The 14,853-nt window shown below is 58.0% G+C and carries 13 protein-coding genes; 4 read left to right on the top strand and 9 right to left on the bottom strand.

The window, feature by feature from the left end; translation table 11 throughout:
- Positions 1–21 precede the first annotated feature (21 nt).
- From ABUK73_RS18860 to ABUK73_RS18835, 6 genes are all read right to left on the bottom strand, one after another.
- Positions 22–1,113, bottom strand: coding sequence for a hypothetical protein (locus ABUK73_RS18860; protein WP_353578640.1), 1,092 nt, complete (start codon positions 1,111–1,113; stop codon positions 22–24).
- On the bottom strand, positions 1,110–2,645 hold the full coding sequence (locus ABUK73_RS18855) for a class I adenylate-forming enzyme family protein (RefSeq protein WP_353578639.1): 1,536 nt from the start codon (positions 2,643–2,645) through the stop codon (positions 1,110–1,112). The genes ABUK73_RS18860 and ABUK73_RS18855 overlap by 4 nt, the downstream gene beginning before the upstream one ends.
- Before the next feature lie 32 nt (positions 2,646–2,677).
- Positions 2,678–4,423: an ABC transporter permease subunit gene (locus ABUK73_RS18850; RefSeq protein WP_353578638.1), complete on the bottom strand. Its 1,746-nt coding sequence runs from the start codon at positions 4,421–4,423 to the stop codon at positions 2,678–2,680.
- Complete coding sequence (locus ABUK73_RS18845; RefSeq protein ID WP_353578637.1) at positions 4,420–5,502, bottom strand: ABC transporter ATP-binding protein; 1,083 nt, start codon at positions 5,500–5,502, stop codon at positions 4,420–4,422. Before ABUK73_RS18845 ends, ABUK73_RS18850 begins: the two co-directional genes overlap by 4 nt.
- A gap of 109 nt (positions 5,503–5,611) precedes the next feature.
- Complete coding sequence (locus ABUK73_RS18840; protein ID WP_353578636.1) at positions 5,612–6,670, bottom strand: ABC transporter substrate-binding protein; 1,059 nt, start codon at positions 6,668–6,670, stop codon at positions 5,612–5,614.
- An 87-nt stretch (positions 6,671–6,757) separates the two neighbouring features.
- Positions 6,758–7,528, bottom strand: coding sequence for an enoyl-CoA hydratase/isomerase family protein (locus ABUK73_RS18835; protein WP_353578635.1), 771 nt, complete (start codon positions 7,526–7,528; stop codon positions 6,758–6,760).
- 208 nt (positions 7,529–7,736) lie between these two features.
- On the opposite strand from ABUK73_RS18835, the gene ABUK73_RS18830 reads away from it, so the two are divergent.
- From ABUK73_RS18830 to ABUK73_RS18815, 4 genes are all read left to right on the top strand, one after another.
- Positions 7,737–8,519: an IclR family transcriptional regulator gene (locus ABUK73_RS18830; RefSeq protein ID WP_353578634.1), complete on the top strand. Its 783-nt coding sequence runs from the start codon at positions 7,737–7,739 to the stop codon at positions 8,517–8,519.
- A gap of 95 nt (positions 8,520–8,614) precedes the next feature.
- Positions 8,615–8,923, top strand: coding sequence for a (2Fe-2S)-binding protein (locus ABUK73_RS18825; protein WP_353578633.1), 309 nt, complete (start codon positions 8,615–8,617; stop codon positions 8,921–8,923).
- Entirely contained in the window at positions 8,824–10,311 is a 1,488-nt protein-coding gene (locus ABUK73_RS18820; RefSeq protein WP_454892394.1) for an FAD-dependent oxidoreductase, read from the top strand. Before ABUK73_RS18825 ends, ABUK73_RS18820 begins: the two co-directional genes overlap by 100 nt.
- Positions 10,308–11,474: an NAD(P)/FAD-dependent oxidoreductase gene (locus tag ABUK73_RS18815; protein WP_353578631.1), complete on the top strand. Its 1,167-nt coding sequence runs from the start codon at positions 10,308–10,310 to the stop codon at positions 11,472–11,474. Before ABUK73_RS18820 ends, ABUK73_RS18815 begins: the two co-directional genes overlap by 4 nt.
- Before the next feature lie 9 nt (positions 11,475–11,483).
- Here the strand turns inward: ABUK73_RS18815 and ABUK73_RS18810 are convergent, their stop codons facing one another.
- From ABUK73_RS18810 to ABUK73_RS18800, 3 genes are read right to left on the bottom strand one after another with little or no spacing between them, the layout of a single operon-like run.
- A complete protein-coding gene (locus ABUK73_RS18810; protein ID WP_353578630.1) occupies positions 11,484–13,007 on the bottom strand; it encodes a metallophosphoesterase family protein in 1,524 nt (507 codons plus the stop codon).
- Positions 13,007–13,729 carry a glycerophosphodiester phosphodiesterase gene (gene ugpQ / locus ABUK73_RS18805; RefSeq protein ID WP_353578629.1) on the bottom strand — a complete coding sequence of 241 codons (723 nt, stop codon included), beginning with the start codon at positions 13,727–13,729 and terminating at the stop codon, positions 13,007–13,009. Before ugpQ ends, ABUK73_RS18810 begins: the two co-directional genes overlap by 1 nt.
- A 12-nt stretch (positions 13,730–13,741) precedes the next feature.
- Entirely contained in the window at positions 13,742–14,851 is a 1,110-nt protein-coding gene (locus tag ABUK73_RS18800; RefSeq protein ID WP_353578628.1) for an ABC transporter ATP-binding protein, read from the bottom strand.
- Positions 14,852–14,853 lie beyond the last annotated feature (2 nt).

Here is a 14,853-nt window from a genome sequence, read left to right as displayed (position 1 = left end):
CCACTTTGACTTGGCAACCTCTCACTCCGTTTCGGATGGAAGGTTCATCAGCCGGTCACGCATCGTGATCAAATCCGACGAGACACGCTCGAGATCGGAAAGCGCAAATCCTTTCGCATGTGGCGTTCCGGCGTCTTCCAAAAGCTCCTTCAGCCTGTTGTGATAGTGAACCGCGCCGTCACTCACCGTCAGACCTTTTCTCTCCTCGAAGGCTTCATTCCATTCGATGGCGTCTTGTTCGCTCAATCCTTGCGGCAAATCCAGCACCAGTTCACCGCTCTCCAACCGAACCGGATAACCGCCGGGCAAACCGTTGGGGCCGGGCACATGGCCTTCCCACTGTTTGCCTGCAACCAGCGCGCAGATCAGCGTCACGCCTGATGCACCCGAAATTTCGATTGCCGGTTCGGGCGTCAGCTTGCACGATGCGAAAGCCTCGAACGGATCCTGTATCTCCTCATCACCGATGAAGACGCGCGGCGATGGCAGACCCGAGCGCTCACTGGATGGCAGCCGCCACGGCGCGAGGCATTGATAGTGTGCCAAAACACGCAGCTTGCCATCGGGCAATGCGTTACGCGCACCGGCAAAAATGTTGGACAGGATCGCGACGTTGCCGGTGCCGCACAACACGCGGTGCCCCAGCCCGACAATCATGCCGTTGACGACATCGGGAAAGGAGCAATTTATCAACTTCGTGTCCGGGGCGATCTCGCTGATCGCTGCCGCCATGCGCACGGAGATAACGGCCTGAAAGACAGCAGTCGCGCTCAATCCGCCCTTCGCAACGAGATCGGTCCATCGTGAACCTTTGTCCGAAATCACCGTGGAGGTCTGGATCGACGCCGCCTGGACGACCAGTTTAGGTGCATATTGACGAAGCAGGCCTGCACTGGCGGAGGGTTCAAGCAGATCTATCTCCTGCGTGGAGAATCTGGCCGCTGTGCCAAACATCGCAGCGCGCGCGTTACCCGCTGTGCGCAGCCAATCGAGGCGGGTCCGGTTTCTGCCTGCAATGACGACATTAATCGGTTCTTTCGCCGTCGCTGCAATATCCAGCGCAATGCGTCCGGCGAACATCCCAGTCCCGGTTATCAGCACATCACAGCTCATGATCTCGCCCCCTGATTTATGTCGGCCTTGCGGCTAGACGTCGCTTCCCAGCGATTATCCGGCTCTTTTGGCAACAGATGTTTCTGGATACGTTGGCTGGGCGTGCGCGGCATATCTTTTGTCAGCACGATGTAACGTGGCCGCTGGTGCGGTGCCAATTGCTCTGCCATCCACGCCCATATCGAAGCGGGATCAGGATTGGTGCCGGCACGCGGCTCGATGAAAAGCTGGATATCATGCTCGCCAATATCGGCAGGTACGCCCACCATGGCGGCATCCAGAACATCCGGATGTCTTGCCGCGACACTTTCCACCTCGAACGCCGAGACGTTTTCGCCCTTGCAGCGCACGGAATCCGTCATGCGTCCGTGAAAGAGCAGCATTCCATCCGCGTTCAACGACCCCAGATCTCCTGTATGAAAGCCGGTGGGACGGATGGCCTTTTCAGTTGCCTCAGGATTGCGGTAATAGCCTCGCGTGATTGCGCCCGGCAGCGACGTGCGCACCACGATCTCACCGCGCCCCTCACCAGGACCCAATATCCGTCCAGTTTCATCGATAAGGTCGATCTCGAACCATGGCATGGGCCGACCGACGGAGCCGACGACCCATTCATTGTTCCATGTGGTCAGGCTAGAGCATTCCGTCATCCCGTAGCATTCGCGGATTTGCACGCCGAAACGTTCCTCGAACGGGCGCCAGGCATCCGGCGCGCAGCCTCCTCCCCAGGCAATGCGCACCTTGTGAAGGTGCTCGAATTCACTGACAGGCTGCTTGAGCAATATCTGGATGATGCCTCCGAGATGATGGATATGGGTGCAGCCGGTCTCAACCAGTTGCTGCCAGAACTTTGACGCGCTGAAGCGCTCGGCAATGGACAGGTGCACATCGCGGATAAGCGGCAGCAGAAGCACCTGTGCACCACCGATATGGTAGAATGGCTCCCACATGAACAGATTGTCGCCGGGCACGAGATCAGCACAGAGCGCGACACCCTCAGCAGCCAGTTCCAGCATCATGTGGCTGACCATAACGCCTTTGGCCGGACCGGTGGTGCCGGAGGTAAACATGATGGCCGCGAGATCGGCAGGTTCGGGAAACCGTTCATCGAGCGCGGGGCCAGCCGTTGGCAGACCGTGATCGGAAATGATTTCGACTGGAATATCGGATGCGCTGCCGCAGGCAAGAATAGATGCTTCCAGCCCCGCATCACAAATGATGCGGCTAGGCTGGGTGGTGCGGATGACGTGAGCAAGCGGCTCGCCGACCAAAGCCGGATTGACCGGCACCCAGACGAAGCCACCGCGCAGAAGACCGTAGATCATTGCCAGCGACGCCACGCTGTTGGCCATCATCAGCACGACCCGATCGCCTTTGCGCAGACCCTGCTCGTGCAGACGCGCAGCAATGCCATTGGCTGCTTCCGCCAGTTCGCCGAAGGTCAGAGAGCTTTCGCCAAGCTGCGCGAAAAGCCGTTCCGGCGCGGTATCGCCCAGCGCCTGCAAGCGATTTACAAGTCCTTGGATTTGCATCGAAAATTACCTTATATGCCGATCATGGGAGATCATCGCGTCTTTTGCATTTTTTGCGCGATGAGAAGGATCAATGTCACGATCACCAGAACCACGACCGAAACGGCCGCCAGCGTCGGATTGAGCTGCAGGAACATGTCGTCCCACATTTGTTTGGGCAGGGTTGTCTTCAGCCCGCCTGAGATGAAGATCGCGATGGTCAGTTCGTCGAAAGAGGTGACGAAGGCAAAGAGTGCAGCCGACAGGATGCCTCCGCGAAGAAGCGGCAGCGTGATGCGGCGCATGACGGTGAACCGCCCGGCACCCAGCGTTTCCGCAGCGTCGTTCAACCGCCAATCATAGCTTCTCAACACTGCTCCGATGGTAATGAAGCAATAGGGAATGGCAAGCAGCGTGTGGCCGATGACCAGTCCAAGATCGGTCGCCACCAATCCGATTTGCGCCATAAGATAAAAGAGGCCAACCGCCACCACGATGCGGGGCACGACCATGGGCGCCAGAATGAGCGCGAAGATCGGACCTTTCCACAGGGAGCGTGAACGACCGAGCGCGAGCGCCGCAAACCCTCCAAGCACCGTTGCACAGAACGCTGTTGCAAAGGCAACGCCAAAGGACCTCACAGTCGCGGCCAGCCAGACGGGCGATGACAGATATTGCTCGAACCAGCGCAGCGAGTATCCCGGCGGCGGAAATTGCAGGGACGTTGCCGAGGTGAAGGCGATGGGAAAGACGATCAGCAGCGGTGCAATAAGAAAGGCGAGCGCAAACAGGGGATAGATGCCCATGCCGCCGCCATCGGCTCCGCTGTGAGGCCGAATTCTGTCGAATGGTGCTGATACCCACGCCATGAAGCGAAGCACCCGACGTCCGCTGTTGCGCAACACGCTGTTGCGATTGGGCAGCGTATTGCTTTCCCGGCCGGAAATGGCCGACAAGCCAAAGAGCCTGTTGTAAATCCAGATAGATGCCAAAGCAGTCACGACGAGAAGGCTTGCCAGCACCGCGGCGAAGGACCAGTTCACCAGTTCCTGCACCTGCGTAATGATCGCCTGCGCCAGCATGGTCTGGCCACGGCCACCGAGAAATGCCGGGACGATGAAGAAGCCGAGCGATGTTATGAATGTGAGAAGCCCAGCCGCAGCGGCACCCGGCGCCGACAGCGGAAAATAGACCAACCAGAAGCGCTGCGACCGGCTGGCTCCCATGGTGCCAGCCGCAAGGGATAGCCTTTGGTCGATCCCGTTCATAACAGGCAGCATCGTCAGCACTGCCAAAGGCATCATGGCGTGAACCATGCCGATGATGACACCGAGTTCGTTATACATCAGACGCAAGGGCCTATCGATCAGGCCGACATCCATGAAGAGTGTGTTGAGGACACCGCGATTGCCCAGCAGGATCATCCAGGCGAACGTCTTGACGAGATAGGATGTCCAAAATGGCAACAGAACCAGAAGTGCAACCGTCGCCTGCCTTCCCTTCTTCATACGCGACAACCAAAGCGCCAGAGGATAGCCAAGGAGCACTGAAAAGAGGGCCGTGAGAATGGCGATGCGGAAGGTGATGACGAGGATGCGCCAATAGACGGGCGTATCTAGCACGCGCGCATAATGTTCGCTCGTGAATGTGCCAGTTGCCTGATCCTGCACGCCCAGCAGAAACAGCCGTGCCATCGGAAAGAGAAAGAAAATGGCAAGCAGCGCAACGGCGGGCAAGGCCAACCAGATCGGGCCGAGACGAAATTGCTTGGGAGACGCAAGGTTCTGGGCGGTCCTCATGCCACGATCCTTGCAAGAGATTTCAGCCAGTGAACATCGATCTCATCTCCTACAGTCGGCAGGGCACCCAAAGAGGGATCGTGTCGCAGCATGAAATCCGAACCATCGGCAAGCCGGAGCAACAGCCGCGTCTCCGAGCCGAGATAGATCAATTCGGACAAACGACCGCGCAATCCTTCGAAATCACCTGATGGAGAAGGGCCAAGGCGGATTTGTTCAGGGCGGATGACCAGCGCCACTTCGCTGGTGGATGTATCGCGAGCGGTGTAGCGGCCCGAAAATATGCCGTTACCGGTCTTAACCGTTGCCGACTGCCCATCGACGCTCTGACGCATGCCCTTCAGCACATTGGAATTGCCGATAAAGGTTGCGGAAAAAATCGTCGTCGGGTCGGCATAGATTTCCTGCGGGGTGCCAAGCTGCTCAACCTTGGCATGGTTCATCACGCAGATCCTGTCGGACATGACCAGTGCTTCTTCCTGGTCATGCGTGACGTAGATGACCGTCGTGCCATATTCGCTGTGCAGGCGGCGGATTTCCAGCTGCATCCGCTCCCGCAATGCTTTGTCGAGCGCACCGAGCGGTTCGTCCATCAGGATGATATTGGGCCGGAAGACAAAACAGCGTGCCAGAGCCACACGTTGCTGCTGGCCACCGGAAAGCTCCTGCGGAAAACGGTGAGAAAAGCTATCGAGCTGCACTTTGCGCAGCGTTTCTGCCACCTTGGCACCGATATCGGCAGCGGGCAGTTTGCGCATTTCAAGCGGAAAGGAGACGTTTTCCTCCACCGTCATATGGGGAAAGAGAGCATAATGCTGGAAGACCAACCCCATGCCCCGCTGGTTGACCGGGCGGTGTGTCCAGTCCTGACCATCCACCATCAGGCGGCCCGCCGATGGCTCGGCCAGACCGGAAATCATTTGCAAAAGGGTTGTCTTGCCGGAGCCGGACGGACCCAGCAATGTCAAGAACTCACCCTCCTTCACGTCAAGACTGGTGGGCTCCAGCGCGGTGAAAGTACCATAGCGTTTCGACAGGCCTTCAAGCACAATTTTGCTCTCACCAGTTACCGTCGTCATCGTCGCTCCTGCAAGTCATAGAAGGCTATAGGCACCGGATAGAGGGTGCGCCTGCGTTTTATCGGGCTGGCATCGCGAGGGGCTATGAAGCCCCACACGAAAACGGCAATCACATCAAAAGCCATCCATTGAAGCGCTCCGTCAGTGCAGAGCGATTGGTTTTCCAGAAGGGTTCGGACGCCAGCGACATGGACTTCAGGTTCTGCGGGGCGGTCGGCAGGACCGAAGCACGGTCGGCGGAAATATGGTCATAGGCTTTCAGATTGGTCGGACCATAGGCCAGCTTATCCGTAAACTTTGCCTGCATGTCAGCCTGAGCGCAGAAAGCCACGAATTCGCGGGCGAGATCGGCTTTTGGATTGCCCTTTGGAACACCCCAGCCCTCAATCGAATAAAGCCCGCCGTTCCAGACGATCTTTGCCGGTGCGCCATTGTCGATGGCAGCCTGAAAGCGTGCGTTCCATCCGGCGATCATATCGACTTCGCCGCTTTCCAGAAGCTGTGTCGATTGCGCGCCGCCCGTCCACCAGACGTCGACCTTGTCGCGGATCTGGTCGAGCTTCTTGAACGCCCGGTCGACATCCAGCGGATAGAGATCGGCCGGTTTGACGCCATCCGCCATGAGAGCAATTTCAAGCGTGTCGATCGGGTTTTTGCGAAGAGACCGGCGGCCGGGGAAGCGATCGAAATCCCAGAAGGCGTCCCATCCAGCTGGTGCATCGGAAAACGTGTCGGTATTATAGGCAAGCACGGTCGAGTAGACATCCGTACCCAGCATGTTTGGATGGACTGCTTCGGGCATGACGTCGGCAACCTTTGCCGGGTCGAGCTTCAACGGCTCCAGCAAGCCTTGTTCTTCGAGAATGAGGCGAGCCGATAGGGTCAGCGTGCAGACGTCCCAAATGTAGGAACCCGTTTCGACAATAGATTTAAATTGCGCTGTCGGCTCCGCGTCGCGCGCGACACCATTGATGGAAATGCCGGTTGCTGCGGTGAAGGGCTCGTAAAATGCCTTGCGATAGCCCTCGGTAAACGGGCCACCGGGATCTGCCACGACGAGCGATTCGTTTGCCCATGAGCGACGGGTCAGCATGGGTGTGGCAAGAGCGGCAGTCCCTGCCACCAGAAAGCCACGACGGGATAGGTTCAGTAAACTGGTCTTGGTCACATCATTCTCCTCTGTGGTTTTTTAGTTCGGCATCGTTGATCGATACTCGACATTGGCGCTTCGGCGTTGCCGCCGAAGCGCTGTCACTCACGCCCTGCGTGCAGCCCGCACGGCCAGAAATTTCTCCATCATTGCCTGTGGTTCGCCGGAAGCGTAGGCTTCGCGCTGGATGCGAACGCCAGAGGTCATGGCATCGTCAAAGCCTTCCTGTGTCAGTTCGGCAAAGCGCTGGCGGTTCAAGCGCATGGCGCCCGGTGGCTTTTCGGCCAGGAATTCTGCAAGCGCCAAGGCTTCCGACTGAACCTTGTCCTCATCCACCAGACGTGAAATCAGTCCGAAGGAGAAAGCCTCTTCGGCTTCAAGCATGCGACCGGTCAAGGTAAGGTCGATGGTGCGAGCGGTTCCGATGAATTCCCGCATGATCCAACTGCCGGTGACAGTGGCAATCCCGGAATTGATTTCGGGCTGGCCCATCTTCACGCCGGCATGCGCCACGCGAAAGTCGCACAGCAGCGAGACCTGAAACGCTGAACCTGCCGCGATGCCGTTGAGGGCCGCAACGATTGGCTTCGAGCCGAGCCTGAACAGGTTATAGAGCCGCTTCCACTCTCCCATCCAGCTAACCGCGCGGTCGGCATCAAAGCTCTTGCTTTCAGACAAGTCCTGTCCGGCACCAAAGGCCCGATTTCCTGCACCTGTCAGAACAATGGCCCTTACAGAACCGTCAGCCTCTGCCGCCTCGAGGGCTGCAATCAGGTCTGAACGCATTTCCGTGTTCCAGGCATTGAGTTTTTCAGGACGGTTCAGTGTCAGCCTCCGCACGGAACCAATTGTCTCAACCAGTACAAAATCCGACATGTCTACCTCATATTGCATAGCGATAACTTTTATCGTATGTTGATATCGACATCGGGAATGGTCAAGTTAAAAAATGCACGGTCGATGATTTAGGTGGGCGTGGCATTGCAGAGCGGTTGGTTGTAAAGCTGTCGACCTGCCGCTTAGGGCGGAGTGGAAGCTCGAACAAAGAGCGCAGCGGTATCGCGAAAGTCGGACTAAGGCAGATATGGAAAACGACAGCCCACGGACCAAACGTGCAGAACCCTTGATGGTGAACTCGGTCGCCAAGGCGTTCAAGGTTTTGAATGTATTCGACAAGGGGCGGGGATCGCTGACGCTGTCACAGATCGCGCAGTTGACCGGCATGGATGTCAGCGCGGTTCAACGGTTCACCCATACGCTGACGCAACTGGGCTATCTGCGAAAAGACCCGCTGACGCGCCAGTTCGAGCTGTCGATCAAAACACTCGATCTCGCCTACCATTACACACGCGGTTCGCGCCTGGTGGACCGGGCGATGCCTGTGCTCCAGCACCTCAGCAAGGAAACGGAAGAAGCGGTCAGCCTGACCATTCTTGATGGCACCGAGATCGTTTTCGTATCGCGCTTTCTCAGCCGTCAGTCTCTCAATACCGACGTCATTACCGGTTCGCGATTGCCAGCCTATTGTACATCGCCAGGCCGCGCCATTCTCTCACGCATGTCGGAAGAAGCGGCCCTCGACGTGCTTGGACAGACGAAGCTTCAGAACCACACGCCCTCCACGCCGCGAACCATCGAGGAGGTGGTGGAGCGTTTGAAGGAAGCACAGAAAAACGGCTATGCCTTCGCGTTCGAAGAAATTTATCACGGCGACGCCTCGGTCGCCGCCCCCATTCTTGGCCCCGACGGCGAAGTCGTGGCTGCCGTCAGCATTGCCGTGCCTCTGGCGCGAATGGGCCGGGATGAGATTCTTGAGACCTTTCCGAAACTGGTGATCGCAGCCGCTCGCGGCATCTCTTTTACCTGATCCTCAACATTAGAAATTTCGACAATTGACAGCGAGTACGATTCGGGATTGTCTTATTGCAATAATTTTTATTGCATAACGATAAGATGGCCTCCATGTGTTCTCGTCGCCCGCAATTCTATCCAGCCGTCTCCTCACGGCCCGATACCGTCATCCGTATCGACGGCGACGACATCCCGGCATGTGTGGGTGACACGGTCATAACGGCTTTGTTGCAGTATGGAGAAATCATAGGCCGATCCGAGTTTGATGGAACGGCACGGTCCGGCTTCTGTCTTATGGGCGCCTGTCAGGACTGCACATTATGGACGGCATCCGGCAAGCGGCTGCGCGCCTGCATGACGACAGTCGAGCCGGGCATGGAGTTGCGCAGGACACCGTTGATCGGAGATGCAGCGCCATGACCCCTCCAACGCCCCCGGTCATCATCGGCGCAGGTCCGGCGGGGCTAGCATGTGCCCGCGCTTTGGTTGAGGCCGGAATAAGGCCTGTAATTATCGAGGAAGGTCTCCGTCCGGGCGGACAAGGAACAAGACGCCTGTCCGGGGCGATGACCAAAGAAGCCACACGCTTCATGGGGCGTCGTGCAGCGGCAGAAGCCTCGGCTCGAGAACGCTCTGAAGATCAAATCCTCGCTGCTTGCGACTGGCGTCCAAAGACACTGGCATGGGGCATATTTGCCGACCGGGTGGAGACGGTCCGCGAAGGTCGTCACGAGAGTATTCCCTATGATCAGCTCATGATTGCCGTGGGTGCGACAGACAGGATCATGGCGATGCCGGGCTGGACATTGCCGGGCGTGTTTTCGCTGGGTGGTGCGCAGGTTGCCTTGAAAACCCACGCGTCATTTATCGGGAAGCGTGTGGTTCTCGCTGGGGCATCGCCCCTGCTCTACCTCGCAGCGGCGCAATATGCGCGAATGGGCCTGCGCGAACTCACGGTCGTCGATACCGCCCGCCCTTCAGCCAAACGAAAGGCGGCGCTCGGCATGGCGATGACATCGCTATCGACGCTGCTTGAAGGCATCCAGCTTCTGCGCGAACTCAGACGCCACAAAATTCGCACCATAACCGGCGCGACCCTCGTCAAGGCATCCGGCATCGAACGGCTCGAAACAGTTCATATCCACCACGCAAACGGAGCATTGGAAGCGATTGATTGCGACGCGCTGGCCTTTGGATATGGATTGCGGCCAGAGACGCAACTTGCCGAGTTGGCGGGCGCGGACTTCCGTTTCGACGACACGCTTCGCCAATGGTTTCCCACAAGCGACGCAGATGGCCGCGCCGGGCCAAAGCTCTGGCTCGCCGGTGACAGCGCATTGACTGGCGGGCGCGTGGCAGCAGCAAAAAGCGGACGGCTGGCGGCACTTTCAATGATCGCGGCGAGAGAGAGCAAACCCAGCGATACGCAAGAGATGAGGCAGTTGCGGAAATCCGTTTCACGCCTGCGTCGGTTTCAGATGCACATGGCTGGCGCTTTTCCCTGGCCGCATGAGGCGGCAAAGGACCTTCCGGAGGAAACCATCGTGTGCCGTTGCGAGCGTGTGTCCGCGGGCGACATTCGTGATGCTGTTCGCAAAGTTGCGGGGCCAGTCGAGGTCAATCGCGTCAAGGCGATCACCCGCTGCGGTATGGGCCGCTGTCAGGGGCGTTACTGCGCGCAGACCCTTCAGGAGTTGACGGCAGCCACAAGCGGAAGACCCGTGGCCGATGTTGGCCGGCTGCGGGCTCAGGCGCCGGTGCGCCCCATTCCGATGGGTGTTGACGAAGACGGAGGCGACCAGCGATGAGCGCGCAGTTCGACGTCATCATCATCGGCGGAGGCCTTTTCGGCAGCTTCACGGGCCTGTTTCTGGCACGGGCGGGCAAGCGTGTTGCCTTGATAGAGCGTGGCTTCGTCGGTGGGCAATCGAGCGGCGCCAACTTCGGGGGACTTCGGTTGCAGGGACGCTCGCCGGAGCAATACCCACTGTCGCTTATGGCCCAAAGACACTGGGAAGACTTCGAAACGCTCGTGGGGGAAGGATGCGAGTATGACCGCAACGGGATGGTCTACTTTGCTCACACCGAGGCTGGCAGGGAACGCTTGCTGACATATGCCTCGCAATCACGCGCCTGCGGGCTTGAAATCGAGATATGGGAAGATGCCGACATCCGCCACCGCATGCCCTGGCTGACAGGGAGCGGATTGCTGGCATCCTATTCACCAAGATGTGCCGTCGCTAATCCGCGTATCAGCACGCCTGCCGTGACACGCGCAATGGTGCGGGCCGGAGGTCATGTTTTCGAGCAGACCGAGGTGGTGGAGATTGACCATCACAATGAGATGTTCACGATCAGGACCGCCAATCTGCCGACAATGAAAGCACGTGTGCTTGTAAATGCAGCGGGAGGCTGGGCTGGATCGATCAGCCAGCATTTCGGCGAAACAACACCGTTGTTTTCCGCAGGCCCACCGCAATTCGTGACAGAGCCGATGCCCTATGTGCTGAGACCTTCAGTCTACGCCATCGAAGGCGATCTCATCCTGCGGCAGATTCCGCGTGGCAATTTTATTTTTGCCGGATATCCGCGCACCCTTTCGAATGAAGATGGACAGCACACATTCGTCCCGCCACAGAAGACGCTCAATGGAATGCGCGCGGTATCACGACACATGCCAGGCTTGCGGAACGCGGAGATCATCAGAGTGTGGTCTGGTGTCGAGGGATATCTGCCCGATATGTTGCCGGTCATAAGCGCCAGCGAAACGACCCCCGGCCTCTATCACGCATTCGGCGGCAGCGGCGGCGGATTCCAGATTGCCCCGGCGGTTGGAGAATGTCTTGCGCTTCAAATCTGCAGGCAGACGCCACCCGTTGACCTCTCGCCCTATTCCATCGGACGATTTCGATCTTCCATTAAGGCAAGCGACAAACTCGCAAAGGAGTTTGACGGCACGCATAAAGGCTAGTCCTAATTTCTATCGAACCAATGCGCGGAACAACTCTAAGAACCTGAGCAAATCCTGAAGGCCAGATGTTTTGACACTCTCCTCCACCATCGTGCCCGCACACAGGTCGCCATAAAATGCGATTTTCTCCGCAGACAGGCCATTCGCCGCTCCATCCGCGCGGAGAAAATAAAAGTCATCCACCATTTGCCGAAGTGGCAGAGGCGTAAATTGCGGCCATCGCTCAGTCAGCCCTAAGGCGTCTACATCGAAGAGTTGCCCAATCGAGGTATCGAGAGTGGCTCGAAATTCTGGTGTCCAGTCTTCTGGTAGATGCCTATTCTCGATCAGGTTTTGCAGGTGCGCACGTAAAAAACCTGAGTAGTTTGGAGCGGCAAGAGCGTTAGTAAAGGCGTCATTGCTGGTATGTGCGGTCTGCGCGCGATAGGCGAGGAACGCGACGTCGTAACCGTGAACCTCATCAAGCTGGACGGTTTCTATGTCTACCTTGTCAGGGTCGGTATTTACGATGGCATAGCCACCCGGATAGGCGACGGGGGATGGCACTGCGATGTTGACCAGGCCGTCCAGTTCCATTTGTCCACCAACATGCATATGCCCGCTGAAATGCCAACGGATGCCAGCCTTTGCGAGTTGTCTGCCGCTTTCAGGTGATGGCATGCGCTTTAGCCAATCCGGCGTGCATGCGGCCCCTACAGCATCGCCTTCCCCGGCCAAGGCCAGTGGCAAAGCAGGATAATGGGAAAAGGCCAGAAGGGTCTTGCCTGACTGGGCTGCGCGCCGGGCAACATCGGTAATCCATTCCAAAAGATATGGACGTGCCGCCAGAACATGGTCCCAGGCGGCATCTGCCCTGAGCTCCCAGACATCGCCAACCTTCTGAAAGACGTTGGCATCCAGCATGAGCAGCCATAATCCATCCTGCGGCTCCACCAGATAGGAAGCATCGAGCCCTGAAGCGTCGCTGCCTGCCGTTCGGCGGTCGTTTGGTTGGTCGCTGTCGCCGAAAGGTGTTTCCCAGTGCAAGACATCAACTGGTCGCGCTACACCATAGTTCGCCATCGCCTCCATGGCTTCCAAGGTGGACATTCCACGCATGTCAGAGCGGATCAGGGCTGTCTCGTCAGCATGCTCATCGCTCGTCACGATGACCGGCTGAAGCCCATCAGTCTTCGTAAGTCTCTTGGCCTGATGACGTGGCTCCGGGCCGTAACAATCGTGATTGCCGAAGGTGAGGAAGAAACGCAGCCCGTGTTTTTCCTCATAAGACGACAGCAGGCATTTGACCGCCGATACGGCGCCTAACTGACCATCGTCGGAATAATCTCCCAGCAAGACCACATCACGAATGCCGCGCTGAACGATATCTTCAAGCACCGCGATAAATGCCGGGTAGCTTTCGTTGAAGACACGCGTGGAGGCCATCGTGTCTTCGAGCGTGCGCAGGGCAAGCGCGTCGCCCCCCTCTTCCAGCATGCCGTAACCGCCGTGGAGATCATGCAGATGAACGTCGGCGACGACTGCGATCTTCATTATGCGGCGGCTCCGCGCAGTTCCCGGCGGGCGGATTCGAACAGGTCCGGGCGGTCGAGATTGATGTAATCGACGCCAGCCTTTGCAATCTCGCGATGAATGGCCATATCGTCTCCGCCGTAATAGGTCATGACTTCAAGCCCGGCCTTGGCGCATGCCTGCAGCAGGCCCGGCCTGCGCATCTGCTCCACCGTGATTTCGATGATCGACGCATGGTGAACTGCGCCCACCAGAGACGGTGATTTGGCGATGTTCAACGTCATCATCTTGCGAAACTCCGGCGCAATCAATTGCAGATCACGGCGCATTTCCTCGGAGAACGAGAAGTAGAATGTGTCGCGCACCATGCCAAGATTGCGCACCAGCGAAACCACTTTGGCAGGATCGCAATATTTGAGTTCGATGTAGACGCCTGCACGACCGCGCAGATGTTCAAGATAGGCATCGAGCCGCGGCACGACGGCACCCTTGAAGGCGTCGCCGAACCAGCTTCCGGCATCCAGCGCATCGATTTCGCTCGACAGCGCATGGCCGAGGGGACCGGTGGCATTGGTGGTACGATCCAGCGTTTCGTCATGGAAAACATAGAGAACGCCATCGGCACTCTCGCGCACATCGAGTTCGATATAATCAGCGCCCTGCTTGATCGCGAGGTCGGCAGCGGCGAAGGTGTTTTCAGGCGCAAAATGGTTTGCACCGCGATGGGATACGATCTTAGTCACGAAAAAGTCCTGTCAGTTTGCGGGTTCGAGTGTTTTGACCCGGATGTCTTGATGCGAAACATGGGCGTGGAGATCGACAATGCGATTGCCCGACACGTCGAACAGAAGCGTGAGGTCGGATTTGCACGCAATGCCCACGGACGCACCCGGCGCGTGGCGAACCAACTCGCCATACTCAAGCGCATGAATGGGCCCGGCTGGTGTATCGATGGTGTAGAACACTTCGCGGCCCATGGGCTCGACGGTGACGATCTGGCCCTTTAACGTTGCATCGGCATCTGAGCCAAGGGTGATATCTTCCGGTCGCAGACCGAAGGTCACCTCGCCATCATATTGCGAGGTGAGGTCCAGCGACGTATCCCCCAACCGCAACCGGCGTCCGGCAGACTTGCCCTTGATCAGATTCATGGGCGGCGTGCCAATGAAACCTGCAACGAACAGATTGTTGGGACGGCGGTAGAGATCATCAGGCGTGCCGATCTGGGCAATTTCACCATTGTTCATGCAGATGATCCGGTCTGCCATGGTAATCGCTTCGATTTGGTCGTGAGTGACGATCAGCGTGGTGAAGCCAAGCCGCTTCTGAATGCTTTTCAACTCTGCCCGCATGGTGATGCGCAAGGTGGCATCGAGGTTGGAAAGCGGCTCGTCCAGAAGGAGGATGTTCGGCTCCTTGACGAGCGCACGCGCCAGGGCCACGCGCTGCTGCTGTCCGCCGGAAAGCTGTGAAGGGCGGCGGTCGAGCAGGGCGCTGATCTGCACGAGGCTTGCCGCCTCTTCCACCCGTTTCGCGATTTCCTGCTTGCCCATGCTTTTGAAACGCAGTGGAAAGGCGATGTTTTCCCGCACGGTCAGGTTCGGGTAGAGCGCATAGGACTGAAAGACGATACCGACGTTGCGGTCGCGTGCATCAATGCGATTGACATTGTGCCCATCGAACGAAATCTGCCCGCCCGTCGGCGCGTAGAGACCCGCCAGCAAAAAGAGCGTGGTGGATTTGCCGCAGCCGGACGGCCCGAGGACAGCGACGAATTCGCCATCTTCGATGGTCAGGTTCATGGGTTTCAGAACCTGGGTCTCGCCCCAGCTTTTGGTGACTTTATCGAGAGTGATCTTGGCCATGA

Origin of the sequence: Agrobacterium vacciniicorymbosi, assembly GCF_040427045.1 — a bacterium.
In the GTDB taxonomy this organism is placed as follows: Bacteria; Pseudomonadota; Alphaproteobacteria; order Rhizobiales; family Rhizobiaceae; genus Agrobacterium.
Note: the sequence above shows the minus strand (reverse complement) of the source record. Positions and strands in the feature narration are given on the sequence as shown.